The sequence below is a fragment of the bacterium (Candidatus Blackallbacteria) CG13_big_fil_rev_8_21_14_2_50_49_14 genome, assembly GCA_002783405.1.
Classification (GTDB): Bacteria; Cyanobacteriota; Sericytochromatia; order UBA7694; family UBA7694.
This window is the reverse complement of record PFGG01000082.1, coordinates 1-25,036: the sequence shown is the minus strand read 5'-3', so window position 1 is coordinate 25,036 and position 25,036 is coordinate 1. Positions and strand designations below refer to the sequence as shown.

Sequence of the window (25,036 nt, the reverse complement as noted above, 5' to 3'; positions counted from 1 at the left end):
TTCCATGATGCCCCCCTTAGATGAACAGGAACTCTTGAGCATGGAAGAAGCGATTGAACGTCTCAAAACCACCCGTCCCACGTTTTACCGCTGGCTGCGAACAGGCCGGATCAAGGGCATGAAAGTGGGCCGTCAATGGCGCTTTTATCCAGAAGATCTTGAGCGTTTCCTGAAGGGAGAAGGCCCCCGAATTGACTTGCCACTGGATATCTCCCCGCTTCTGAAGCAACTTTCAGAAAGCGTAGCGCAAGCAGGTGGAGAACTCCCCGATCAAACATTTTCAGGCATGGAACGCGCAGTAGAATTGCTGATTCAACTGCTCTTACTCAAAAATGCCAGCCACCTTCATCTCGAACCCCTGGTGCAAACCCAGGGAAACCTGAATGGCTTGATTCGTTTTCGCATCGAAGGCCGACTTCAACCCCAGCTTGAAATCGATCGACGTTTAATCGCGCCCATGCTTGCCCAGTTCAAACTGATTTCAGGCTGCGACCCCCATTCCCAAGACAGTCCACAGGAAGGTCAATTCAACCATGAGGCTCAATACAAGCCCTATCATTTCAAAACCCATTTCCTCCCCTCAGCTCAAGGAGAAACCCTGACCATGACCCTTTTACATCCCGGACAAGACATCCGCTTAGCAGATCTCAAATTGGATAGCCAAGTGCAATCCAGCCTGGATCAAGCCTTGAAAAAAGGCTGGGGGCTGGTGATCACCAGTGGGCCCCATGGTTCAGGTAAAACAACGACCCTCTATGCCATTCTCAAAGAAATCGCCTCGCCTGAGCTCAAAACCATTTCATTGGAAGATCCCGTTGAGCAGGTTTTTCCCTGGATCGTCCCTGTCACCGTCGATCACCAGGCCGGGGAAACTCTCACAGGCAAACTCCGTGTGATCTTAAATGCTGACCCCGACGCGATCATGATTGGAGAACTGCGCGATGAAGAGGCTGTAAAAATGGCCATGCGAATTGGTTTAACCGGGCATTTGGTGCTTACGCAACTGCATTCAGAAACAGCGATTCAAGCGCTATTAAAACTGAGCGAAATTTCAGGCAGCCCCTATACGGTGACCGAGTCTGTGCGCTTGATTTTAAACCAACGCCTGGTACGCAAACTGTGTCCAGACTGTAAAAAGCGAAAAGCATTGACACAAACAGAGCTCAAACCCTTTGAGAACCTTTTGGCAAAACTTGAACTTTCAAGTCAAGATTTGCCCAAACTCCACCATGCGACGGGCTGTCAAAAATGTCAGATGACGGGCTATCGCGGACGCATGCAAATCACAGAGGCCTTGAGCATGACCCCTGAACTGCAGAAACTTTTGCATCAACACGCCACAGCTGATGAGATTGAGAAAAATCTTGCTCCCGATAAATGGCATGGCTTTCTCAAAGATGGCTGGAATCGGGTTTTGTCTGGAGAAACCACCCTTGAAGAACTGGCTCGGGTCTCCGGCTTGACTTAACTCTTATCCTGTAAACGTCTGGCGCAATCGCTTAACTGCGCCAGACGTTGCTTGAGCCGTTCTGGCTCATTTACCAGAATTTCAAAGGGGTAATAATCCAATTGGGCTTGTGTTTGGAATTCAGAATTTTCAAAATCCAGGTGGGTAAATAACCAAAGATAGAGCAGATGCCCATAGGGATAAAAACCATGCATCGCTTTTAATTCCTGGTGTAAAGGTTCAAGTTGCAACAAACGGTTTGCAGCTTTTTCATCGAGTAAGATCTTTTCAATTTTCTCAACATCCAGCGTACAGGTATAGGCCTGCAGGGAGCTAAAATAACTGTTGCCAAAGACTCTGCAGACATAGGGCCGATTTTCATATACTGAGCATTGCTCAGCAGAATCAAGTAAAGGGCAGGGCTCTTCTCTCAAATTCCCGATCAATTTCAGATATTCGGCATGCCATTGCGAGCTGTTCATTTCCTGAAGGTGATGGTGGTAAAAAACCAAAATCTTCTCGATCAAATCCCTGTTTTTATTTAAATAAAATACTGTTTTAGCAAATAATTCTTGCCTTTTCATGGCATCCAGGCTCAAAATGCCTGAGTAAAGCGCCTCCCATTCCAAAGGCCGAAGATTGACATCCAGACCAAAGCCCTTTTTGCAACAGCCGGCACACCCCTGCGTACAGGTCAAGGCATAGGTTTGATAGGCATGATGAGAAAGCTTTTCAATTTTCTGATAAAAACTCTGAATTTTTGCTTTTCGATGCTGGGTTTGATTCTCTGCTTTCCCTTGCGCCTGCCAATGGGCGTAGAAACGAAAAACCTGCAAGAGAAAGGGATCCTCTTGGGCAGTGGCAAGGGCAAGATTCACAGGGTTTTCAAACCATTGAAGCTTTAACAAATCCCGTTCCTGAGCGAGCAGTTCTGGCATTTGACGGGCCAGATGCTCGGGGGTGTCGAGCAGATATTTTAAGCGCGAATCGTTTAAGACCCCCGAAAAGTCATAATGGTGCATGAGAAATTGACTGAAATTTGGATTGGATTCTATCACCACAACGCGGGTTGAACTGGGCAGAAGCTGAAGAACCTGCTGCAAAGCAAAGGCATATCCCAAACCGAAAATATAAAGGGTGCCTGTCAAATCTTGGAGCAGATAGGGTTCTTCAGACTGTGGCAATTGAATTCCGGCATAGCAGATAGGGTTCTGATTCTGCTTCCATTCAAAGCCAGAAGCAAGCTCAGATATTTGCTGCCAAGCCTCTAAATGCTGCAATTTCAAGACAGCAAGATTGGCTTCAAACAGCGCAGGGTTCAGAGCAGCACGGCTCAACTATTTATCCTGTTTTTGAATCAACTGATTCAGGCTTTGAATGGCGTAGACCTGTTCTTCAGCCTGTTGTTCGAGCACATGATCGTTGCGATCCAAGAGGAGCAACTCGGCATGGGGCAGGGTCTCTACCAGCCACTTCGCTTTCTCAGCAGAGGCCAGCGGATCCCCCTGGCTGTGAATCACCCTGATTTCAGATTTTGGCCCCTTGCCTTCTGCCACCAGTTTCAAAACCGCATCCATATCTGGGGTCACAGCAGACATGGCCTGCAAACGGGCCTGAAGATCCTCCATCACCGCACCTTGGGCAATTTTCTGAGCAGCAAGCGGGTCAGTGGTCAAAACAGGCAAACCTGTGGCAGGCAAAGGAATCTGATTGGCGAGAGGTAGTTTACTGGCCTGGGTAAAGAGCTGGTTGTTCAGTGTTTCTGTCGGACTCAGAAAGGGCCCCTGCAAAATGGCACGCAAACCTTGCGGCATGGCGGGCCCCTTTAATTCAAGCAGGTGGTTTTGGTTGAGGGTTAAGGCAGCAATCACTCCGGGCCCCCCACCCAAGCTGGTGCCCATCAGAATCAGCTCACGCTCTGGATCCTGGGCGTATTCCTGATTCAGGGTTTCTTGGGCAAAGGCAGCCATTGCCGCCACATCGCGGGTGATGCCATAGCCACGATCGACGCCCCCCTCTTTGCCCCCCTTGGTCTGACCTGCCCATTGCTGGTCCATGACCATGACATCATGGCCTTCACGATTCAAGCGTTCAATCTGTTCATAAAAATTCCGACCTGTCTGCAAAAAACCCGGAAAAAGTACGACCATTTTTCCTGAAGGTTCTCCCACAGGTTTAAAGCGCTGCCAAAAAAGTTCGCGATCGGCAATTGTCTGTCCATTGACCTTGCCCGATGCGGGTAAAAAGCCCTCGGTCACCTCAGCAGGGGTGCGTTCCATGCGGGTCAAAGCCAAACTTTTCTGAACCGCAAAAAGTTCTCCATCTTTCAAACTTGTCATATCCAATTGGGTCACAGCTTGTCCCCATTTAGATTCAGCTTGGAGTCGAAACTGGGCCAAACGATGCACTTGCTCTTCGAGATTTCCTTTTGCCGCCAAGCCCTCGCGGGCTTTTAAGGCCAGCGGGTTTTGGCTGAAAAATCCCCCGGCGGTGCCGGATTTTTCAGTCTCATTCTTCCAGAGACCATCCCGATTGCCCTGCAAATCTGCAAGTTCATCCAGCGTTCCCGCAATTTGAGAAGGTTTGCCCCAACCAACCGGAGCCGCTTCAAAAGCCTGCTGAAAATATTCACTTACACCTTGGGCTTCATTGTCGACAAAAACCACAGTGGCCGGATATTCAACCCCTTCGATCGCAAGGGTGGCTTTGGGAATCGGCCCCTGCTTCAGAGCGCTTAAATTCAAGGATTCGCCTTCAATCAGGTATTCCTTGCCTTGGGCCCTGACAATGACCTGGTCTTTGCCATCCTGTAAAAACGCAGCTTGCTCACGCGCCTTTGCGCTCAGGGGCCTGATATTCGCAGGCAAAGCCTGATCATTCAATCGGAAGATGGGAAGTGAGGTCATGGAGAGTCTCCTGGTTCACGCTTCATTAAGCTCATCGTAAGCGGGAATGCCTCAATTGGCAAGCCATTGAATTTGCAGAGGATGCGAGGGGCCCAGCGGCAAATCCGGATCCCAATTCTGGCCGGGAGCAGGCAGAGCGGTAGCGATCAGAACCCTTTCCTTGAAGGGGCCAAAGCTCACATTGCCTGCCCCCGAAAAGATTTCACCATCTTGGCCGGCTTGCAGCGCGGGCACCCATTGATAGGCCCAGCGAACGCTTGGGTCGGCCTGGATTTCGATTTTCAGGGTTTGCCCCAAAGGCGGGGCCTGAACCTTAAAATACTGGCTGCCCAGCAGCTTGGGGCCTGGATTTTTCAAGTATTGCTGCGCGGGGCCCAATTCTCCAGCCAGTTTGACTTCTCCCAAACGAGAGAGAAGGGCTCCCTCATGAAAATGCTGGCCATCACTCTTGCGACCTGTATAATAACGCCAACGTGCAAATGCGACCACGGTATCTGGATAACTCACGCCACGGGGCAAAAGCCCCTCCAAGGCATCGATCCAATCCGGCTCATTCGTAAGTGGATCTGGAGCCCCTGTTTTGGGATTGAATACACGGGGCTTGTTGCGACTGTCTTTCCAAACTTGCGAAATAAACTGGGGTTGCTTTGCAAAATAGCGTTGTTCCAGAAAAAACAGATAGAGACAGGCTCCATAGGCATACCAGGTTTTATAATCGTCAAAGGCATGCACTGGCCATTCCGGGCGCTGTTGAAAATCTTCAATTTGTTGCAGGTAATCATTGTCTTCTGGATAGACTTTTTCCTGAATATACGTGGCTGTGGTTTCAAAAAAGCCAGGGCTTTCATACCAGTCCAAGGCGGCATGAAGCGCATGGTTAAATTCATGGCTGGTGGTGGAATCAAGAATTTCTCCCCCATATTTTCCCCAGGCATCGATGCTTAAATAGGCTTGCCAGGCATCCCACCAGACAGCAGCCGCTTTGACAGGTCGGGTGGCTTCGACTGCCGTATCTGCTCCCCTTTGCAGATAAACCTGCAGTCGGCGCGAGCCTGTACTGTCAGAGGGGAAAGGGGGCGGAAAACCCAACTTGTCAATTTCAATTTCCCAGCTGTGCTCAATATAGCCAATCACGCGCCGGGCCTGTTCACGATCTCCTGCCAGAAGATAGCGAACGGTGATCGGATAGCGTTGAGAATCGAGGTGATAGGGCCATTTTTCTGGCTGATCCAGAAGAGACGCCGCTTTTGCAGTGCGAACAGCAGCAGCTTCAAACGGAATCTGCTTTGCACCCGAATTCTGGGAAGCAGCCCCCTGCAGGGGGGGCAGACTGCAGCCCACACAACATAAAATAAACACAAACTGACGAAATGAAAGCAAGGCAACCCACCCAAACCAAAGAATATTCTCAAGTATAGTCTAAAATAGACTGAAACACCAGAATCAACCCGCATTCAATTTCGATTCCGGCTACCGTTTAGTAGATTTTTTTCAGCGCTTTCAGGTTCAAGCCCAGGGCCTGATCGATCTCAGGCAGAAGCTCAGCGAGGGTTTTGGCAAGCGGGCGTTGCAGCGTTTGGGTTTGCTGGGAAAATTCAAGGCAGTGAGAGCGATGGGCATTGATCAATTCTGAAAGCGGAACCTCTGGCAAAGCCCAGCGGTAAAGCCCCCATTCCGGATAAGAGGTGACCTCATCCAGAGAAGTGGTGGTCACCCAGGCCAGATTTTCAAAACGGCTGACACATTCTACAACCAGACCCTGCAGTGCCAAAAGACAGACCCCATAGGCCTGAATCTCGGAATTGACACTCACTGTCATGACGATATCTGATGCAGGCTCCCAAATCAGGTCTCCCAGGTGTTGAAAGCCCTGCTCTGAAAAGAATTGAAGATAATCCCACAGTAAACGGGAGCGGGTCGGATCCAAAGCGCTGAGATCGGCTTCAAAAAAACGACCTGAATCGCCCGTATAGAGAATTTCAGCGTTTTCTTTCAAGGCAGGACTGCGAAACCATCCCGCAGAAAGATTTTGAATTTTGGCCCAATCCCTGTCGATTTTCTCCTCCAAGGCACGAGACTGGCGCAGATCAAAACAATCCCCAAAACTGCTTCTGAAGCGGCGGCGGGTCAGAAAAGCGCGTTCACGCAGATCTTGAAGCACCAAACCCTGCTCTGTCCAAACTGCCTGCTTCAGATTTTCCTGGCGAAGCTCAGCTTCCCAAGCCGCTTTTTCCTGAGCCGGGATCTTCAACCCGCCACCCAGAAGCACCCATTCAGCCCATTCAAGCGCAGCGCTCAGGCGGATCGTCTTCAGTGCGGGATAACTTGCTGTCACCCAGGCCAGCTTTCCCTGCACCCTTCCCAGATAAATCTGAACAGCGCCTGGATCGGGTACAAAATCCGCTTCATCAAGATCGTTGAGAGGAGCGCTCCTCAATTCAAAAAGCGTAAAATCTGGGAGCAGGGGTTCGAGAAGGCACCAGGCATCCCAAAGCGCATGCAGTGTGCTAAAAGGGGTCGGATGCGGCTCAAGATCCAACTGCCAGCTATCGGCAATTGCCTTCAGACGTACCGAGCCCTGTTCTGGCCAGGTTGGTGGGTTCACTGGCGAACTCAATTTCAGAATGAGTTGGGGATTACTTTGATCGGAGATCATCCAAGCCAATAAAAACAAGGCCACGGGCGCAATTTTTCGGGGAAGCTCCAGCTCAGGATTTAAGTTTTCTGGCAAAAGCGTGTCTCTTGCCTCGCTTAACGCTTTCGGAGCCTGTTCTTTCTGAACGCCACTTTTGCCCTGAAGGTTCTTTGCTTCAGGGAAGAGTCCAGCCCAAGGGGTCAGTTCAAGTAAAACGGGCAGGGCCTGTCGCGCAGTGAGTAAAGGGTTTGAGACTTCCTTGAGGAAATCTGTAAGGGGCAAGTCAAAAAAAGTGGAACAAAGTTCAGCAAGTTTTTGAGTCGTCAAGGTTTCAAAGCCAGATGTTTCATGCGGATGAAAACTGGTTTGCGCCCAGAGCGTACGGGTATCCAATTTGAGCCAGAAAACCCGCACTTTCTGATTCTGGAACCATTTTGCAATTTCAGTTTCTGAAACTTGCCATTCATTCAGAAAAATAACAGAGCCCAGCGAGACACTGATGCCACGGGCCTGAAAGGCTTCAGCAAATGCGTTTAAATCTGCTGCGTCTACAAAACCCAAAAGATGAAAGATTTGCAAGCCTCACAGCGCCTCCTCGGGGGGATTGAAAACTGTATGTTTCTGTATTATTATAGCTCAGGAAACGTGATCTTCAAACTTAAAAGGGCAAAGACATGATCAGACTCGAATTCAAAGCAGCCAATTCAGAAAAATTCTGGCAGATCAGCCGTGAGAATTGCCAGGTGCTGATTGAATGGGGGCGGATCGGATCGGCGGGTCAAAAGCAAATCAAGGTCTTTGCAGATCCAAAAGAAGCTGAAAAGTTTCTTCAGAGCCAGCTCAAAAGCAAAGAAAAAAAAGGCTATCTTCGGGTTTCTGAAAGTCAAGTCATTGAATCTGATCTGCCTGAAAAAACCATTCCGCCACTCAAGCAACCTCTCCACAAGCCAAAGCAGAAAATACAGAGCACTCCTGTGCTGACGGAATCGCATCCCAATAGCAGCCCGGCCTCTGAATTCAAACTGAGTTGGACCCCTTCTCAACGTGCAAAAAAGCTTGAATTCAGACACTTAAATTTCAGCTATCCGCTGAAGATCGTACCCCTCAAAGCCCCAACAGATTTAACCCAAGCCTGGAAAAAACTCGCCCCTGAAATCGATAAGCAGCTTCAAATTTGTGTCCCCCCCCAAACTGAGGCCTGGCAAGCGCTAGCCAGTTCCCTGAGAAGAAAAACCCAAGAAGTAAATCCCCCCCAGCCCAGTTTTGAAGAGGCCGCTGTCATGCTGGCGCTGAGTCAAAGAAGAGAATCCGTCGATTTTCTTTGGCAACAAATGGGCCCCGAAACAACCGTCAGGGCCTGGATGCGTTCCCGGTCTCTGAAAATTGAAGCGCGATTTGTGGCGAATGTGGGTTATCAAACTTTGCTTTTAGAAAGCAGCGAACCCTTTGCCTTTCAAACCTGGGATCTGAATGAAAAAAATCTGGCCTTGCGCCTTCACTTGGACAGTCTGAAACCGCAGGACTATCTGCAACTGACCTCTGAAATGAATGCCGAGTGGAAACAGTTTCCCCCAGCACTTCAGGGGGCACTCTGTCAGATCTTCTGGCAGCAGCGAGAATGGATTGAAGCCTGCAGTGAGGCCTGGTTAAAACAGCCAGACCAGCCCCTTCAGCCCCTTTGGGAAGCAGGCTGGCTGCTCTGGCCTCTGGTTCAGGAGCCTCTGCTGCTGGCTCAATTCAATCAGAAACTCGCAAAGCAAAAAAAAGAAGCCGCGCAAGGCCTTGAAAGCTTTTCGCAAGCACTGGAACCCTGGGTCTTTCATTTCTTAGATCGCGCCCAGGCAAACGCCATCGAGAGTTTAAAAGCCTGGATTCTGATCGGCAAGAAAGCTGGCCTGCGAAAAGCCGCCGCCGAAGCCCTCTGTTTGATAGAAAGCCCCCATGCCCTGAGGGTTTTGATTGAATTGCTCAAAAACAAAGATGCCGCCAAGCTTGCCCATGCCCGGCTCAGCAGCCAGCCGCTTCAAGCCATTCCTGAGCTGATTTCAGTGCTTGAAAAAAAACACAGCCTGTCTGAAGCTGAACGGCTCCTAACCCCATTGCTCAGAGCCTGTACAGAAGCAGAAATACAAAGCTTAAAGGAAAAAGTCGGTGCTTCAGGTGGCGCTTGGTTTGAGCAGAGTCTCCCCGCTCCAGAAAGGACATCGGATACGCTTCCTGCTTTTTTCACTACACCTCCCTGGAAAAAAACACCGTTCAAATGGCCCTCCCTGACACAACTCCGAATACCCGAGACACCCGCCAGAATGGATTGGTCAGCTTATACGCCAGAACCCCACCGTGAACTCAGCCCCTATCTCTATGATCCTCCCCCGCTCTCAAACCGACGCGACCCAGAAATGCTGGAAAGGTTTGCAGGCTTTGAGCGGGTGATGCTTCACCATTTGGACTGGCTTTCAGAGCCCGCAGCACTTGATTTTTGGAACCACCAAGACCCCCAACGCTGGAATGCCCATGAAAAGGATAGCTGGCAAGTGGTGCATCTCAGTCGGCGTTTTGGACTTGCCGGCCTGCCCGGTCTCTTGCGCTATCTTGAGAGATTTCCTCAAACAGGTTATTCTGCCCTGGTCTGCTACGACAGCCCTCTCGCTGTACCGGCTTTGCTGAAGGGTCTGGTATTACCTGCCCAGCGGCAAATCTGCCGCCGTTGGTTTCTCAGCCATCCTGCAACAGCCTTTCGCGGGCTTATTCCCCTCAGTCTGAATCCGGATTTTAAACTTCAACCCGAGGCGTTGCGTGCCATGCACTGGCTGATACAGGCAGGCTTTTGCGCAGATTTTGAAACCTGTTTGAAGACCGAATCCAGCGAGGTAGAGACAGAGATCAAAGCCTTGATAGCACAAGACCCGCTGCAGATTTTACCCGCCCACCTGCCCCGCCTGCCAGCATTCTGGAAGCCTGAAAGACTGCCCCGTCCTCAACTGAAGTCTGGGGGCACTTTGCCCCTTGAAGCCCTCGAAACCCTGGCCCTGAGCCTAAAACTCTCGGATCCCTGTCTGCCCTACGCGGGTCTGGCAGAGGTTTCGCGCTTGTGCACCCCCGCTTCGCTTGAAGACTTTGCCCTGAATCTGTTTGAGCTTTGGTTGGGAGCCGGTGGAAGCCTCAAAGAAGAATGGGCTTTTTGGGCCCTGGCAGCCTGGGGAAATGAAAAAGCAATCCGTTGCTGGGTGCCCCGACTTGAAAAATGGCCCGGCGAACGGGCGGCCCCCCGCGCCATGGTGGGCCTTGAAATTCTCTATGCCCTGGGGCCAGAAACATCTGCCTGGTCTGAACTTCACCGTCTTTCACTGAAAACAAAATTTCCCAGCCTGCTTGAAAAAGCACGGGAATGGGTCAAAATCATGGCGGCAACCGATCCCCAGGGGCCTGAAGGTCTGGCGGATCGCTTGGTTCCTGTTTTGGGGCTCGAATTGACTCAAAGCGAAACACTCAGTTCTCAGCATGTGTTTAATGGGAATGTGTATCAGGCGATCGAGGCCCCCCAAGCTCAGTGGCAACTACAGGATTCAAGTGGAAAATGCCTGACAAAGCCCCCCGCTGAGGCAGCAAAATCTGAACTCAAAACCTGGAGCGAGTGGCTCAAAAGCTTTCAGAAACAAAAAGCACACCAACTCCTGCGTTTGGAACAGGCCATGACCCAAGGCCGACGCTGGGACTTTGCGTTTTTTGAGCAGGTTTTTTTGAAGCATCCCCTGCTATTCAGCCTGGCAAAATCATGGGTCTGGGGAATGTGGGAAGATCCTGAAGCGCGCCCGGTGACACTCTTTCGCGTAGTTCATGGCCCTTCAGGACTTACATGCGATCGGCAACCGATCGCATTTCCACCGAAAGCTTGGATTGGCTTGCCTCACCCCCTTGAAATGCTGCCCCAGCTTCAGAGCTGGCAGTCTGAATTCAACAAACTGGAAATTGAACAAACCCTTGCCCAGTTGAACCGCAGTTATTATTTTTGTACACCCCAAATGCTTGAAATGGATGAGTTTTCAGACTTGAAAGGTAGAAAAGTGGCCTCTGCTCGCCTCTTGAAACTGATCAGCAGCAAAGGCTGGGAAGCCCCCAAAGACAGTGAAGGCTTGCTTGTGAAAAATTTAGGCCGGGGACTGGAAGCTGAAATCACCCTGGAGTACTTGATTTGGGCCTTAAAAGAATACCCAGAGACTGAAGTGATTCAAGTCAGGGTTCACAAAGCAGGGGAATTCCAAAACCTGAAACTGAGTGCCCTGCACCCTGTCAGTTATAGCGAGTTGAGGCGTGATCTCGAAAGTTTAATCAGCTGAAGTTTTGCTGGGGCCTTTCCAATCAAAAGCCATGAGCAGAGTACGCTGCGCTTCAGAGCCATTATCGTCTGAAATCAGATAGAAACGGTACCCCTGCTGAGCATCTGGCACGGCTGCCAAGCCTTCAAAATTATCGACATTCAAAGGCTGGGTCAATTCCATTTCTGCAAGCACTTGCGGGCCCTGTTTTACTTTCAGCAGCACACTGACTTTTCCTGTCTCAGGCTGGTACAAACGCAGAAGATAGGCCAGAAGATTCGCTTTGAGGCGTTTCAGGGCCACCAGTTGATAACCCGCTGGTTTTTCAAGCTTTTCCAGGGCCTGACATTCGGGTTCAGAAAGCCGACACGTCCAGAGTTGGGCATCGGCTTCAGCTCCTACCAGGTAGGCATCGGGCCCGCGTAAGGGATCTGCACTCAGGGCTTCCATCCCCAAATTATGCTCGAAATGAAACCGTGGGGTGGGTGCCTGCCGTGGATTGTGTCCCTTACCCGGATAAAGTAAAATCCGATCCTGCTTTTCAAAACTTACAAGTTTTTCACCTCCGGCCAGAAAGGCGAGGCCTTCTGCATCAGAGGCCTCCTTGGTTTGCAAAGGCTGACCGTCTTCGCGGGTCAAGGGGCAGATTTGGCTCTCTTTCAAGCCTGTCAATTGCCCTTGGCTGTTCAGAACCAGAGTCGTTTCAAAAAACAAACCCGCATCACTGACAGCAAAGAGACGTCTCTCTGCTTTTAGCTCAAGATCGGAGAGTTCATGTACAGGAGAAAGGGGAGAGGAGAGCAGTTCCAGGCCCCCGGCATAGCGAAAAGAGCCCAGCGTATTTTGAGCCGGGTCACGGGGATTCAGGGCCACCGGGCGGGTTTTTAGATCAAGCTGCATTGGCTGCTCAGCCAATTGAGAACGGGCAGCGGATAAGACAAAACAGCCCCCCCCCAAACAGAAACCGAGCAGGGATTTAGACAGGCAACGCAAGAAAACCGAACGAATTTCCAAGTGAAGAAAACCGCTCTATTTCAGTTCGCGGCTCAGGGGCTTGGGAAAACGCAAATACATGATTTCGGTAGCGGTTTCTTCAATCGCCTTATGCGAAACATCCACAACCGGACACCCCAATTCTTCAATAATGCGATCGGCATAATCCATTTCAATCTTGATCTGCTCAAAATCTGCGTAGGAAGAATTGGCTGGCAGCCCCAAGGTCTGTAGGCGGGCCGTGCGGATATCATGCAGCACCTCAGGCCGAATTTTCAAGCCCACGCATTTGTCCTTGTGCTGAAACAATTCCTTGGGGGGAGAGACATTATAAACCAGGGGATTATTGGCAACCTTCATGGCATAATTTTGAGCAAGATACATGCAGGTCGGGGTTTTGGAAGTGCGTGAAACACCTACCAGAATAATATCTGCTTTTTCCATACCTTTGGGATCTTTGCCATCATCCAGTTTGATTGCAAATTCAACCGCTTCAATCCGTTTGAAATATTCCTCATCCAACTCTGGCATCATGCCATGCTCATTGCGGGGGGGCTTGACGCCCAATTGAGCGCTGATGGTCTGAATCAAAGGTTCAAGCAGGTTGACCACTGGCAGATTGTGCTGTTGGGCCTGTTTTTCAAGGTATTCCTTGAGCGCAGGAATTGAAAAGGTATAGGCGATCAGACAGGGACGGGACTGATCGAGGATCTTGATAATTTTATCGATTTGCTCTTGCCGGGTAATGCGGGGCAGGGGCACATAGTGAATGTCCTCAACGTGCCGAAATTGTCGAATCGCAGCTTTTGAGAGGGTTTCTGCAGTTTGGCCGGTTGAATCTGAAAGCGAAAAGAGCGTGAGTTGCTTTGTTTCAGACATGCTTAAACCTCCTTGTGCTGAAACCAATTGATGCAGGGTTTGCGATTGGCTCCTGCTTCATCAACGCGTTTGATCAGGGCTTCATGGGGAGAGGCATTGACAAAGTCAGGATTCGTCGCCGATTCTTCAGCAATTTTCTCCATGACCTGGATAAAGCGATCCAAGGTCGCTTTGCTTTCTGTCTCTGTGGGTTCAATCATCAGCGCTTCGGGCACAATCAGCGGGAAATAAACGGTAGGCGGGTGAATGCCGAAATCGATCAAGCGCTTGGCCACAGACAGGGCATTGACCCCATATTGTTTTTTCATTTCCTGAGCCGAAAGCACGAATTCATGCATGCAGGAGCCTTCTCCATGGGGCAGTTCATAAACTTTACGCAAGGCCTGACGCACATAATTGGCATTGAGAACAGCATCCTGACTGGCCTGTTTCAAGCCCTCAGGCCCCATCGCCCGGATATAGGTCCAGGCTCTTACCAAAACACCAAAATTACCAAAGAAACTGCGTACCCGACCGATTGAAAGTGGGCGTTCACGATCAACACCAAAGTGAGGAGCCTGGCCTGCGATTTCGGTTTTGTTGATCACCGGGCAGGGCAAAAAGGGTTCGAGAATATCGCGAACCAATACCGGGCCAGCACCCGGCCCACCGCCCCCATGCGGTGTAGAAAAGGTTTTGTGAAGATTCAAATGCACCACATCAAAGCCCATATCGCCAGGACGGGCCATGCCCATAATCGCATTCAGATTGGCCCCATCATAGTAAATCAAGGCACCAGCCGCATGTACCCATTCAGAAATGGTGAGAATATTCTCTTCAAAAATGCCGAGGGTATTGGGATTGGTCATCATCAGAGCAGCGATCTGATCCCCTTGGGTATCCAGCAATTCACGCAGATGGGCCATATCCACCTGCCCCTTTGCATTTGAACGCAGAGTCACTACGTCATAGCCACACATGGCTGCAGAAGAGGGATTGGTGCCATGGGCATTGTCGGGAACCAAGACGCGGGTTCTTGCTGCTTGACCGTGGTGGGCGTGGTAGGCTCGAATCATGAGCATACCTGTCATTTCCCCATGGGCACCCGCAGCAGGCTGCAGGCTGCAGCCGGGCAAACCTACAATCTCAGCCAAATCCGATTTGAGTTCATACAAAAGGCGCAGACAGCCCTGAATCTGAATATCCGGCTGATAAGGGTGAACCTGCGAGAAACCAGGCATACTGGCCGCTCTCTCGTTGATCTTGGGATTGTATTTCATGGTACAGGAGCCCAAGGGATAAAAATCCACATCAATGGCGTGGTTTTTATGCGAGAGGGTAATAAAGTGCCGCATCACATCCAGTTCTGTCACTTCGGGCAATTCGGCAGCTTCTTTGCGTAAAAACGATTCAGGCAAAAGGGACTCAAGTGAAACTTCAGGCAAAGGATCAGCAGGCAGACGCACGCCACGGTGACCTGTCTGGCTGCGTTCAAAGATAAGGGTGGCATCATAGCGGTTCTTGTTCATGGGAGATAAAAGCGTCCTTGGCAAATTTCAGGTGCTACTAAGATACCACGGGAAGCAGATTGCTCAAAAGCAGGAAGCGGGTCTATTTGACAAGCCAATCCCAAGACTGATACTTTAAGAGAAAACGAGAGCAAGAAACAGGCCAGGAATCATCTCATGCCCACTCATTTTCAAGGCACGCCCGCGCAAATTCAGGCCCTCAATGCGTATATCAATCTGACGCGTTCCTGTGAGACCTTGGATGCTCAATTGAATCTGGCTTTGGCAGAAGAAGGGCTGACAGTCAGTCAATTTGGCGTTTTAGAAGCCCTGCTGCATTTGGGCCCCCTCTGCCAGAAATCTCTGGCCTCAAAACTCTTAAAGAGCAGTGGCAATATTACCCTGGTGATCGACAATCTTGAGAAACAGGATCTGGTCAAGCGCAAACGAGACAGCAAAGACCGACGCTTTATTACCATTTCTTTAACCCCCAAAGGAGAAGCTTTGATCCAAGAGATCTTTCCGCAACATGTGGATCGGATCACAGCTCAAATGGGCCGTTTAGACTCAGAAGAACAGGATACATTGCGTACACTCTGCCGGAAACTGGGACGCCAGGATACAGCTCAGAGCTGAAGATGTTCAGAAAAAGCTCTGCACCCCACTTGGAGAAGGGACTTTTCCTGCATGGTTTTTTAGGCTCAGGCCAGGATTGGCAAGCCCTGCTCAGTGAGCTTGCGTTTCCAATTCTGGCCTGGACCCCCGATCTTCCAGGGCATGGCCCAAACACACAGTCTGTCCCCGATTTTGAGACCTGTCTTTCTCAATTGGGCTCGCAGTGGCTGCGGGCTCAAACTGAGCCCCTGCATCTGTTGGGTTACTCAATGGGCGGGCGTTTGGCTCTGGGGTTGGCCCTCAGGTATCCTGAAAAGGTCAAAAGCCTTTGCCTGATTTCTGCCTCTGCTGGTTTAGCAGATGAAAATCTGCGACTTCAACGCCAAAGCTGGGAGGCTGAATGGGCCCATACTTTCCGTTCTCAACCTTTGCTGGCCAGTATTGAGGCCTGGTATGCACAGCCCCTTTTTCACCCTTTCAGAAGCAGTTCAGGCTATAACCAGGCCTGTCAGGAACGCTTGAGAAATAACCCTGAAGGACTGGCCCAGGCCATGGTCAAACTGGGTGCAGGGCAGCAAAAGTCCTATTGGAACCGCCTTGCAGAACTCAAAATGCCGCTCTTGTTTCTGGTGGGCTCAAAGGATCCCGCCTATCTCGAAATCGGCAGAAGAATCTGTCAGCAGGTTGAAAGGGCTGAGCTTGAAATCTTGAATGGCTATGGGCACAGTCTGATTCTGGAAGCTCCCCGAGAATTGGCAAAAAAAATCTCATTATTTCTCAAGGCTGCGTCATAAAATAAATCAGGAATGGGTATAAAATATTAGCATTGCGTGGAGAAAGGTTTCATGAACCGTGATCAAAAAACAGAATCTTGCCAATATTTCGGGCACCTCTCCCCTTCCGACAAAAGCTGAGTCCCCTGCAAACCCAAAAAGACTTCATACGCTTCAAGACCCACTCAACCGGAGCATTGCGCTGCAAACCAATCCCCAAACGCCCTTTAGCAGCAGTCGCTCACTGGCCCGGTTTCATCTCCAACAGGCCCAAAGTTACTTAGCTTCAGGGCATGCGCAAAGCGCACTGATTGAATTGAAGGAAACTCAAATTTTAAGCCGCTCCGAGAGCACAGAATTTCAGCAGGAAATTCTGCCCCTTCTTCTCCATACAACCCTTGAAACCGGCCATCTTCTGGCCCAGGAAAAGGACCTTGTCAATGCCTTATCGGCCTACGATCTGGCCTATACCTTTGCCCTGCAAGAAGAACCCCTCTCGACCCTGCTTTTGGCCCAAATTTGTCTCAACCGGGGCCTGGTTTACCAACGCCTCTCCTTGCTCGATCAAGCCCTTGTCGATTTCAACCAGGCCGTCTCACATTTGGTCACACTGGCAAGTTCCGACACTGAACAGATTTCACTTTTGGCTCAGGCCCTGCGCAACCGGGGGGAATTACAGGAATCTTTAAGCCAGACAGACGCTGCCGTTAAAGATTTTGCCCAGGCAATCGCAGCTCAAAACGAACTTCAATACCCACCTGACCTTCAAGAATTGGCGGTCACCACGCGAAAATTGGCGCTTTTGTATCAGCACCAGGAGCGTTTCCTTGAGGCTGAATCTTATTTTGCTCAAAGCCTTGTCTACTACCGCGAACTCTATCAAAAAGGCCATACTGAATTTTTACAGGATTTGGTCTCAACCCTTCTCAACCACAGCCAAATCTGTCTGAAGCTTGAAAAACTTGAAGCGGCTCATGCAGACTGTACTGAAGCATTACAATTTTTGGAAAATGGGGCCCTGCCAGCACGCGAAAAACAATTGCTCCAGGCGAGGGCGGGCACCGCCCGTGGGCTTTTGGCCTGGAAAATGGGAGACCCTGATCAAAGTCGCAATGACTTTATTGCCAGCTTGTATTTCTATCAGGCCCTTGAAGCCTTTGATTTGAATTTTATCCCCGAAAGAATCCAACTGCATCTGCATCTCGCCCATCTCTGGCTCGAAATTGAAGATCAGGCCTCTTCACAAGCCTTGGCACACTACCATCTGGCACTGGAAGAGCTTCAAAACCAATCCCAAACTTCTGATCCTGAGCTGAAGATGCAGATTCTGCTGGAAAGAGGCAATCTTTACCGTGAATGGGGTCAATCGGATGCCACGCAAGAAGACTATCAACGCGCAGTCGAAGTGTTTCACAGTCTGACGGCAGCTAAGCGCACTCCCTTACTCGCCACACTGGCTCAAGTCCACCTGCAGTGGGGCCTGCTCTTGACAGAAACTGGCGCAGCGGAAGCCGCCATCAAGCAATTTTCGCAAGGCTTGCAAAGCTGTAAAGCGCTCCAACCACGTGAGGAAGTAAATCCCGATCATCTCTGGATTCAATTGCATTATTTCAGAGGTTTCTGTCTGGCAATTGAACTGAATCAACCCGAAGTGGCCCTTGAAGATTTTATTCAAATTGAAAAATACTGTCCAGGCTATGCCAGTTACGATCTGGCCTGCCTGTATACCCGTTTGGGTCAAAACGAAAAAGCGATTGCGGCATTGACCCAACATGTATCTTCTGGCTATCGACTCGAGAAAAAAGAAATTGAAGCCGACCCCGATCTCAAACCCCTCAAAAAATTGCCCGCCTGGAAAGCCCTGCTCAAAGGGGCATTTTAAACTTCTTTTCGCGCTCAGTCTCAAAAAAACATGCTGGCTATTTACAGACGCTGAAGGTCAAAAAAAATGGTGGGCGCTTGATGCCGTCGCTGAAGCTTTTGACAGACTTAAAGTGCAAGGGATTGAAAAAATATTTTAATCCGGGCAAAAACTTCCTGGCGCAGTGTGGCATTTTCCCAAAATAAATCATGACTCGCCCCGCGTATGATTTGAATTTTTGCACGGGGAAACTTGCGCTTGAGAAAAGGCAGATTATAATCCCGATCCACGACTTCATCCAAATCCCCCTGTAGAATCAGGGTGGGTATCTGAGAGGGCGGATAGCTCTCTACGACCTGTTCATTCCAGCGAATCAGGCTGCGCACCCAATTGAGGGGCGTGGCAAAGTATTGCAGGGGATCTTTTTCAACAAAGGGAATAAATTCAGGGTCAGAGGTGGTGCTGCGAACAATCCGGGGCACATCATTGAGAAACGATTGCCCCACTGTAAACCCTGCCAGGGAAAGATCCCAGAGATAAGATCGTACCAGCGGAGCCGCCAAAACAACGCCCTTAAAGGGAGCTTCCGGATGGCGCAGCAGAAATTCCCAGATCCCTGCTCCGCCAGTGCTATGACCCACGGCTATAAAGGGTTTGGGCAGATAGCTCCGGCTGTACTCAAAAACGCCTTCAAAACAGTCTGCGTAACTTGAAAAATCCTGAATATCTGCCTGTGCCCCCGTAGACAGCCCATGTCCAGGCAAATCAATCGTAAGCACAGAGAAACCCTGATCAATAAAGTTTTTAACCGCATAATGTTGAATGCCAGCATGCACAAAATAACCATGGGTCAGAAAGATTGTTCCACGGGGATGCTCTGGCTGAAAATACTGAACAAAGATTTTTTCAGAAAAATTACCTTTTTTCACGGGAACATACCCCGCCTGTCGCGCCTGGGGGGCCGGCAAACGATAATAATTCAGGTAGCGGAAATAGGCAGCTGAGAAGTCATTGCTTTGAAAATTCAAAAGTGGCAGATGGCTGCGCAAGTAATTCAAATCTGCTTGAATCTCAGTGGCTTTGGCAGCAGTGGGCCAGGAAAGGCAAAGCCCCGTCGTAAACAGGCCCAAGGCGGCATTTATGAGGCGTTTCATACCCCCACGCTGCTTTCTAAAACCTGTAGCCGGTTTTCCATTTCCTTGAGAGGCATCAGATCCCCCTTGCGGGAAGCAGCCGCAATGCCTTCGCGATAGGCATTCAGCGCTTCTGCTTTCAAATTCAGATTTTCAAGGCATTTTCCCAATTGCAGCCAGGCAGCAGAATAGAGCGGATCAATCCGGGTAGCGCTTTCAAGATAGGGCCGTGCCTGTTCTGGGGCTTGCTGCTCAAGGTAAATTTTACCCAAACCAAAATTGGCGACCAAATCATCTGGGTCTTCCGTCTCAATCACCTCACGAAACATGGCTATCATTTGAATTCGCCCTTCTTCTTGGGCTTTTTTCTGGGCCTGATCCTGGGCTTGACGTTCGGCCTGGGCCTGTTGACGCAGCATATTCAGCCGTGTGGCTTCTGCCATATGCTTTTCGGCCGTATCTCTGTCTCCCAGCAGCATATGAAAACGGGAAAGATTGGTATGTGCCATGGCCTCGTCAGGGGCTAACTTCAACAATTTTTCCATGACCTCAATCGCCTTTTGATGCTCCCCCTGACGGGAGAGGATCACGCCCAGGGATTCATAGGCGTCTTTGAGTGCGGGATCCAGTAAAAGCGCTTCTTCTAAAAGGGGAACGGCCTCAGGTTCTTCAGGGCCAGCAAAACAAATCAGCGCTTGTTCAAGTAAAATCTGGGCCTGCTCGCTTTCGTTCGGGCAGGTAGTAAAGGGCAGAGCAACCACTTCAGCACAAAACTGCTGGCCTGCATGCTCCCACTCCAGGATTTGCCCAGGAACGCGCCAGTTTTTATGCAAATAGGCAAGGGCAATGGATTTTTCCAAAACAGGAGAAGTGCCCAAGCGGGTTAGCTTTCCGATCGTTTTTCCAGCCTGCTGAATCGCGTACTCCGATTCTGGCAAGGCCGAGTCAGGCGCAAAGATTAAACCACTCAAAGCCCGGGGAATCACCCCATAGGCTTTGATTCTGGCAATAATTTCCTGCCCCAAATAGCAGCCCTTGTCATAGGATACCGCCAGGTGTTCAAGTCCTGTTTCAGGCAAGAGAGTCTCTGAATCGAAGTCTTTGCCATAGACAGGCACTGCAGCTTCGAGGGTCAGACTGTTCCAAACTTCAGGGGTGATTTCCAGAATTTGTTTTTGCGAGAGAAAATGCTTGAAGGCTTCGACCTGCGCCTGATTCTGGACCAAAACATAACCCAAATCCCCGGTCAGAGGGGCTTTGAGACAAAATCCCTGCGTTTCAAGGGCTTGCGCCTGAGCCAATGGCGACTGAAATTTCAAATCAAATTCAGCAAGCCACTTACGTGCAGCGGGGCCACAGAGCAGGGTCAAGCAAAAATTTTCGGGTTGGCTGATCTCAACTTCTTCGATAAAGTGAAAGGCCTCCAAATGGGCAGAGAGCCGTTCAGCCTGGCTGCGCTCAACCAGAATCAGATAGGTCTGTTCAAGAAAATACACATAAAATTCAGCCTGGATATGTCCCTTGCGATCCACCAGCGCGCTGCGCTGGCCCTGGCCTGCCTGAAGCGCCAAAATATCGCTGGTCAATTGGGTCTGTAAATAGGCGCCCGCATCCTTGCCTCTGACCTGGAGCAGCGTCCAGTCCGTTAAGGGGCAATAGCCACCCTGGTTGCGCACTTGGAGATGAAGCGCACTCAATGAAAGGCTTGAAACTTGACTCAAGATTGCCTGCCTGTAGATTTTTTCTCATCTTAACATGTCAGACTGGCTGAGCATGGCAATTCCGATAGAAGTTCAAACCTGTTTTAACAGGGCTTGAAGATTTTGAAGACGTTCGCGGGCAGAACTTTCCAATTGATCAAAGCTGAGAATTTCCAGCTGATTTAAATGCCGGTTGAGTCGAACGAGAGCTTGAGTCTGAACAGCCTGATCCTGGGTCATGCCCACGAGAATTTTGGCCTGAATACGATTTTTAGACGTTTCAGAAGCATCCGTCTGCTCAAAAGAAAGCTTTTCAAGCAAGCTCTGTACTTGCCCCAGCAGCAATAAAAGCACGTCTGAAGGATAAGTGGCCTGATGGGGTTCATCGAATTCAAACAGCACTTCCCCATGAAACGGTGTTTTAATTAACCAGAGTTCCTGTTCGCCAGTGGGTCGACGAAAGAGCAAGAGATGGGCTTGGGTTTCGCGAATCCATTCAGGCAAATCTTCAATTTGGCTGTTTTCATGGCCCAGAAGCCAACTTTGCTGCTGCAGAAACTCTAAAAATTCTGAGGCCCTTGTTTCGGGCTGTTTTAAGCGCTGATGCAAGCCACGCAAAGCTTTGCGGGCAGAGGCAATCTGCAAAAGAATGCGCAGACTGTTGAGATCCGCTGCGGTTTCTTGCTCCAGTGCCATGGCGAGTTCAGGCAAAGATTTCAAATTGCGTTGGGCTTGAAAACAGGCCATCAGATCCTGAGTTTGTGTCAAAAATTCAGGTACTGCTGAAGCACTCTCAGCCGAATTCAAGGGTTCTGAAACCGGCAGATCGGGGGTCGCGATCTGTTTCTCTGCCCGGGCTTTGAGAATAAAGGTCAATGCCTGGCTCAATTCATGGGCCTTGTCTTCACTGAGCGTAAATGAGGCTTTGGGATCAGGCTTCCAGGGTTGGGTTTTGGTTTTGCGTGAGGTTTTCAGGGTCACGTAATCATGGTGCAGGGCTCCGGTTTTGCGATCCTTGACCACCCCATAGAGCAAGTCGTGCCTGACACGGGTGCCTGTGTACAAATTCAGACTCTGAATCGAATCAATATCTGGATTTGTGGTGGAGGGCGGGGGCTGTACGGGCTGTGCTTCTTCTGACATACAAACTCCTGAAAATTCCCTTTCAGTTTAACACAGGGAGGGAGTTGGGTTTCTGCAGGGGCTGTGCTATAATCCAATCCAAACAGATACGGCCTTTGGCTCCAGAAAGGACACCCCTTCGCAGTATGGAGAAAGTACAGCTTCGTACCTATGTCTTTATTGATCAGATGCAGGCCCAGTTCGCGGCCTATTCCGCCAGTGTGGCCCAGGGTTATCTGCCCGTACAGGGACAAGCTGCCCTTTACGTGGAAATTGCCCCTGGCATGGAAATCAACCGCTTAATGGATATCGCCTTGAAATCCACCAATGTTACCCCCGCAGAACAGATCGTTGAACGCCGCTACGGCATGCTCGAACTGCACTCTGACTCCCAAGCCGACGTGCGGGAAGCCGGAGCTGCCATTCTGCGTGAAATTGGCGCCACCGAGAAAGACCGGATTAAACCCAAAGTGGTTTCTCATCAGATTATCCGCAAGGTAGATCCCCACCAGGCGATGCTGATCAACCGTTATGGCCGCAAGGGCATGATGTTGCTTGCCGATCAGAGCCTGTTTATTCTGGAAACCTACCCCGCTGGTTACGCCACCATTGCCGCCAATGAAGCGGAAAAAGCAGCGGATATCAATATTATTAATATCTATGCAGCAGGCGCGTTTGGCCGTGTCTACCTCTGTGGTGAGGAAAAAGACATTGTCGTCGCATCTGAAGCCGCTCTGAGTGCTTTGCACGATATTGACGGCCGCGTTGAAAAATAGACCCTTATCCGATTTAAACAAGAATTGATGCTTCAAAGATAAAAGGAGAACTGGACGCATGAGTGAAGCCTTAGGAATGATTGAAACCCGTAGTTTTGCTGCTTCCGTAGAAGCAGCCGATGCCATGGTCAAAGCGGCCAAGGTTGAACTGGTAAGTTATGAAAAAACCGGCGGTGGCTATGTGACTGTCGTGGTACGTGGTGATGTTGCCGCCTGTAAGGCTGCAACCGAAGCCGGTGCCCGTGCAGCTGAGAAAGTTGGCGAAATGGTGGCTGTCCACGTAATTCCTCGCCCCCACTCCAATGTTGAAAGTATTCTTCCTTTGGGCCGTCAGGCCGCACACGCAGGCAGCGATGCCCGCAAAAGCGAAAAGTAGGAAGCCTTTCGCGTGTTATTGGGCAAAGTCATCGGTACGGTGGTAGCCAGCCAGAAAGATATCAAACTGGAGGGCCTGAAATTTCAGGTTTTGCAATTGATGGATCTGAACGGCAAGCTGACCAGTAATTATGTCGTGGCCATTGACGCTGTCGGTGCAGGGATCGGTGAAGTGGTGATGTATGCTTCGGGCAGTTCAGCCCGACAGACTTCCGTCACCCACAACAAACCCTGTGACGCGGTGATTATGGCAATCGTCGATAACTGGAATATGCAGGGCGAAACCGTCTTTAACAAGACAGAAGAGGAATAATCGCCAATGCAGATGGATCTTCCGGAAGAGAAAATCCGCGCCATCGTTGAACGGGTCGTGAACCGTATTTCAACCCAGGAACGCCTGGCGCCCTCGGCTGCAACGCCAACCCCTGTGGTCTTTGGCGGAGGAGATATGGGCCTCTTTGAAGACGTTGATGAAGCAGTCAATGCCTCTACGGCAGCTTTTCATCATTTTCAGGAATATTCCTTTGATTTTCGCAAGAACATGATTGCGGCCATTCGGGCCGCCTGCCACCAGCAGGTCGACCTGATTTCCCGTATGGCGGTTGAAGAATCCAAACTCGGCCGCTATGAAGACAAAATTCAGAAGAATATTCTCGCGATTGATAAAACCCCAGGCCCCGAAGTTTTGCTGACCAAAGCGGTGAGTGGAGATCAGGGCTTGACCATCAATGAGCGCGCTCCCTTTGGGGTTGTGGCTTCGATTACGCCCTGTACCAACCCGACAGAAACGATTATTAACAATACCATCAGTATTCTTTCGGGTGGCAATTCCGTCGTGTATTGCCCGCACCCCCTGGCTAAAAATGTTTGCAACTATATGGTGCATGTCATCAACCAGGCGATTGTACAGGCCGGAGGCCCCCCCAATCTGGTGGTCGCCCTGCGTGCCCCCACTATTGATATGGCCCAGACCCTGATGCAGCATAAGAAAGTCAAACTGCTCGTGGTCACAGGGGGGCCCGATGTGGTGCGCAAAGCGATGCAGAGTGGTAAAAAAGTGGTGGGTGCAGGCCCTGGCAACCCCCCGGTCGTAGTCGATGAAACCGCAGATTTGACCCAAGCCGGTCGGGATATTGTCAAAGGCGCGAGCCTCGACAACAATATTATCTGCCTCGATGAAAAAGAGCTGATTGTCGTCAATTCAGTGGCTGATCGCCTGAAACAGGAAATGCTCAACCACGGCGCCTATGAAATCAAAGGCTGGCAGCTCAAGCAGCTTGAGAAACTGATGCTCAAAGAAGATCGGGGCCCCCGTCGCCATTCCGTGGTCAACAAGGAATGGGTCGGTAAAGATGCCCATGTGATTTTGGAAGCGATCGGCGTTCAGGTCGATCCCAGCATTCGCCTGGTGGTCTGTGAAACCGATGAAAACCATCCCTTTGTCTGGACTGAACTTCTGGCACCCGTTTTGCCGCTGGTCAGAGTCAGCAATGTGGATTATGCGATCAAGCTGGCCAAAGAAGCCGAACATGGTTTTGGCCATACGGCGGTTATGCATTCCAATAATTTGGAAAAACTCAGCCAGATGGCCCGCACGATCAATACCTCAATCTTTGTCAAAAATGGCCCCGCTGTTGCAGGCATTGGTTTTGGTGGCGAAGGGCATACCTCGTTTACGATTGCCAGCCCCACGGGCGATGGCGTGACCAACGCCTGGACCTTTACCCGCGACCGCCGCTGTGCGATTGTGGAGCGGTTTAGAATCGTTTGAACTTTTAGAAATTTTCAAAAGCCCCGGAAAAACTCCGGGGCTTTTGTATTGAGGACACTCAACGCAAACAGGTCGGGCCTTTAACTGGCATTGCCTGAAACTGTACTGTGCTGACTGTCGAGCGTGTTGCCTGCTGGGTCGCTCACACTCTCTCTGACCTTGAGTTGCACCTTGTCCCCAGGCTGAAGCAAATCCAGCAGGGATCCATTTTGCAAGGTTTGCCCTCCTGTGCGCAGGACAGGCAGCT

The 25,036-nt window shown here is 50.4% G+C and carries 19 protein-coding genes; 9 read left to right on the top strand and 10 right to left on the bottom strand.

Annotated features, from left to right (window positions below; all coding sequences use genetic code 11):
* The first annotated feature begins 4 nt into the window (after positions 1–4).
* Positions 5–1,468: a hypothetical protein gene (locus COW20_24130; GenBank protein PIW44416.1), complete on the top strand. Its 1,464-nt coding sequence runs from the start codon at positions 5–7 to the stop codon at positions 1,466–1,468.
* On the opposite strand, the gene COW20_24125 is transcribed toward COW20_24130, so the two are convergent.
* The 4 genes from COW20_24125 to COW20_24110 all read right to left on the bottom strand — a co-directional run bounded on the left by COW20_24125 (position 1,465) and on the right by COW20_24110 (position 7,567).
* The gene (locus COW20_24125) at positions 1,465–2,784 is read right to left on the bottom strand and encodes a hypothetical protein (GenBank protein ID PIW44415.1); all 1,320 of its coding nucleotides are present in this window, start codon (positions 2,782–2,784) and stop codon (positions 1,465–1,467) included. The two genes, COW20_24130 and COW20_24125, sit on opposite strands and share 4 nt — an antisense overlap.
* Positions 2,785–4,353, bottom strand: a complete 1,569-nt coding sequence (locus tag COW20_24120) for a hypothetical protein (protein ID PIW44414.1) — start codon at positions 4,351–4,353, stop codon at positions 2,785–2,787.
* A 51-nt stretch (positions 4,354–4,404) separates the two neighbouring features.
* Positions 4,405–5,733: a hypothetical protein gene (locus COW20_24115; protein ID PIW44413.1), complete on the bottom strand. Its 1,329-nt coding sequence runs from the start codon at positions 5,731–5,733 to the stop codon at positions 4,405–4,407.
* Between the two features lie 97 nt (positions 5,734–5,830).
* Complete coding sequence (locus COW20_24110) at positions 5,831–7,567, bottom strand: hypothetical protein (protein ID PIW44412.1); 1,737 nt, start codon at positions 7,565–7,567, stop codon at positions 5,831–5,833.
* Positions 7,568–7,662: 95 nt separating this feature from the next.
* Here COW20_24110 and COW20_24105 point away from each other — a divergent pair, with 95 nt between their 5' ends.
* Positions 7,663–11,325 carry a hypothetical protein gene (locus COW20_24105; GenBank protein ID PIW44411.1) on the top strand — a complete coding sequence of 1,221 codons (3,663 nt, stop codon included), beginning with the start codon at positions 7,663–7,665 and terminating at the stop codon, positions 11,323–11,325.
* Here the strand turns inward: COW20_24105 and COW20_24100 are convergent.
* Genes COW20_24100 through COW20_24090 form a run of 3 tightly spaced genes read right to left on the bottom strand, consistent with a single transcriptional unit; the run spans position 11,314 to position 14,684 of the window.
* Positions 11,314–12,318 (bottom strand): hypothetical protein, encoded by a 1,005-nt coding sequence (locus COW20_24100; GenBank protein ID PIW44410.1) that lies wholly within the window; start codon positions 12,316–12,318, stop codon positions 11,314–11,316. The genes COW20_24105 and COW20_24100 overlap by 12 nt on opposite strands.
* 15 nt (positions 12,319–12,333) lie before the next feature.
* Positions 12,334–13,176 carry a phosphoenolpyruvate synthase regulatory protein gene (locus tag COW20_24095; GenBank protein PIW44409.1) on the bottom strand — a complete coding sequence of 281 codons (843 nt, stop codon included), beginning with the start codon at positions 13,174–13,176 and terminating at the stop codon, positions 12,334–12,336.
* Positions 13,177–13,178: 2 nt separating this feature from the next.
* Positions 13,179–14,684, bottom strand: coding sequence for a glycine dehydrogenase (aminomethyl-transferring) (locus COW20_24090; GenBank protein ID PIW44408.1), 1,506 nt, complete (start codon positions 14,682–14,684; stop codon positions 13,179–13,181).
* 156 nt (positions 14,685–14,840) lie between these two features.
* Here COW20_24090 and COW20_24085 point away from each other — a divergent pair, with 156 nt between their 5' ends.
* The 3 genes from COW20_24085 to COW20_24075 are packed head-to-tail and all read left to right on the top strand — an operon-like array spanning position 14,841 to position 17,933.
* Entirely contained in the window at positions 14,841–15,299 is a 459-nt protein-coding gene (locus COW20_24085) for a MarR family transcriptional regulator (protein ID PIW44407.1), read from the top strand.
* Positions 15,300–15,301: 2 nt separating this feature from the next.
* Entirely contained in the window at positions 15,302–16,072 is a 771-nt protein-coding gene (locus tag COW20_24080; protein PIW44406.1) for a 2-succinyl-6-hydroxy-2,4-cyclohexadiene-1-carboxylate synthase, read from the top strand.
* 58 nt (positions 16,073–16,130) lie between these two features.
* Entirely contained in the window at positions 16,131–17,933 is a 1,803-nt protein-coding gene (locus COW20_24075; protein ID PIW44405.1) for a hypothetical protein, read from the top strand.
* Between the two features lie 107 nt (positions 17,934–18,040).
* On the opposite strand, the gene COW20_24070 is transcribed toward COW20_24075, so the two are convergent.
* From COW20_24070 to COW20_24060, 3 genes are all read right to left on the bottom strand, one after another.
* A complete protein-coding gene (locus tag COW20_24070; protein PIW44404.1) occupies positions 18,041–19,066 on the bottom strand; it encodes an alpha/beta hydrolase in 1,026 nt (341 codons plus the stop codon).
* On the bottom strand, positions 19,063–20,766 hold the full coding sequence (locus COW20_24065; GenBank protein ID PIW44403.1) for a hypothetical protein: 1,704 nt from the start codon (positions 20,764–20,766) through the stop codon (positions 19,063–19,065). The genes COW20_24070 and COW20_24065 overlap by 4 nt, the downstream gene beginning before the upstream one ends.
* Positions 20,767–20,838: 72 nt before the next feature.
* Positions 20,839–21,888 (bottom strand): hypothetical protein, encoded by a 1,050-nt coding sequence (locus COW20_24060; GenBank protein PIW44402.1) that lies wholly within the window; start codon positions 21,886–21,888, stop codon positions 20,839–20,841.
* Positions 21,889–22,013: 125 nt separating this feature from the next.
* Between COW20_24060 and COW20_24055 the strand changes: the two genes are divergently transcribed.
* From COW20_24055 to COW20_24040, 4 genes are read left to right on the top strand one after another with little or no spacing between them, the layout of a single operon-like run.
* Positions 22,014–22,643, top strand: a complete 630-nt coding sequence (locus COW20_24055; protein ID PIW44401.1) for a hypothetical protein — start codon at positions 22,014–22,016, stop codon at positions 22,641–22,643.
* A gap of 58 nt (positions 22,644–22,701) precedes the next feature.
* Positions 22,702–23,019 carry an ethanolamine utilization protein EutM gene (locus COW20_24050; GenBank protein PIW44400.1) on the top strand — a complete coding sequence of 106 codons (318 nt, stop codon included), beginning with the start codon at positions 22,702–22,704 and terminating at the stop codon, positions 23,017–23,019.
* Between the two features lie 12 nt (positions 23,020–23,031).
* Entirely contained in the window at positions 23,032–23,331 is a 300-nt protein-coding gene (locus COW20_24045; protein ID PIW44399.1) for an ethanolamine utilization protein EutN, read from the top strand.
* A 12-nt stretch (positions 23,332–23,343) separates the two neighbouring features.
* The gene (locus COW20_24040) at positions 23,344–24,789 is read left to right on the top strand and encodes an aldehyde dehydrogenase EutE (protein PIW44453.1); all 1,446 of its coding nucleotides are present in this window, start codon (positions 23,344–23,346) and stop codon (positions 24,787–24,789) included.
* Positions 24,790–25,036 lie beyond the last annotated feature (247 nt).

What these genes read in the sequence shown, in the direction of transcription:
- COW20_24130 (PIW44416.1), top strand. Translation starts at nt 5, where the DNA reads ATGATGCCCCCCTTAGATGAACAGGAACTCTTGAGCATGGAAGAAGCG.
- COW20_24120 (PIW44414.1), bottom strand. Translation starts at nt 4,353, where the DNA reads ATGACCTCACTTCCCATCTTCCGATTGAATGATCAGGCTTTGCCTGCG.
- COW20_24105 (PIW44411.1), top strand. Translation starts at nt 7,663, where the DNA reads ATGATCAGACTCGAATTCAAAGCAGCCAATTCAGAAAAATTCTGGCAG.
- COW20_24095 (PIW44409.1), bottom strand. Translation starts at nt 13,176, where the DNA reads ATGTCTGAAACAAAGCAACTCACGCTCTTTTCGCTTTCAGATTCAACC.
- COW20_24090 (PIW44408.1), bottom strand. Translation starts at nt 14,684, where the DNA reads ATGAACAAGAACCGCTATGATGCCACCCTTATCTTTGAACGCAGCCAG.
- COW20_24085 (PIW44407.1), top strand. Translation starts at nt 14,841, where the DNA reads ATGCCCACTCATTTTCAAGGCACGCCCGCGCAAATTCAGGCCCTCAAT.
- COW20_24080 (PIW44406.1), top strand. Translation starts at nt 15,302, where the DNA reads ATGTTCAGAAAAAGCTCTGCACCCCACTTGGAGAAGGGACTTTTCCTG.
- COW20_24070 (PIW44404.1), bottom strand. Translation starts at nt 19,066, where the DNA reads ATGAAACGCCTCATAAATGCCGCCTTGGGCCTGTTTACGACGGGGCTT.
- COW20_24060 (PIW44402.1), bottom strand. Translation starts at nt 21,888, where the DNA reads ATGTCAGAAGAAGCACAGCCCGTACAGCCCCCGCCCTCCACCACAAAT.
- COW20_24055 (PIW44401.1), top strand. Translation starts at nt 22,014, where the DNA reads ATGGAGAAAGTACAGCTTCGTACCTATGTCTTTATTGATCAGATGCAG.
- COW20_24050 (PIW44400.1), top strand. Translation starts at nt 22,702, where the DNA reads ATGAGTGAAGCCTTAGGAATGATTGAAACCCGTAGTTTTGCTGCTTCC.
- COW20_24040 (PIW44453.1), top strand. Translation starts at nt 23,344, where the DNA reads ATGGATCTTCCGGAAGAGAAAATCCGCGCCATCGTTGAACGGGTCGTG.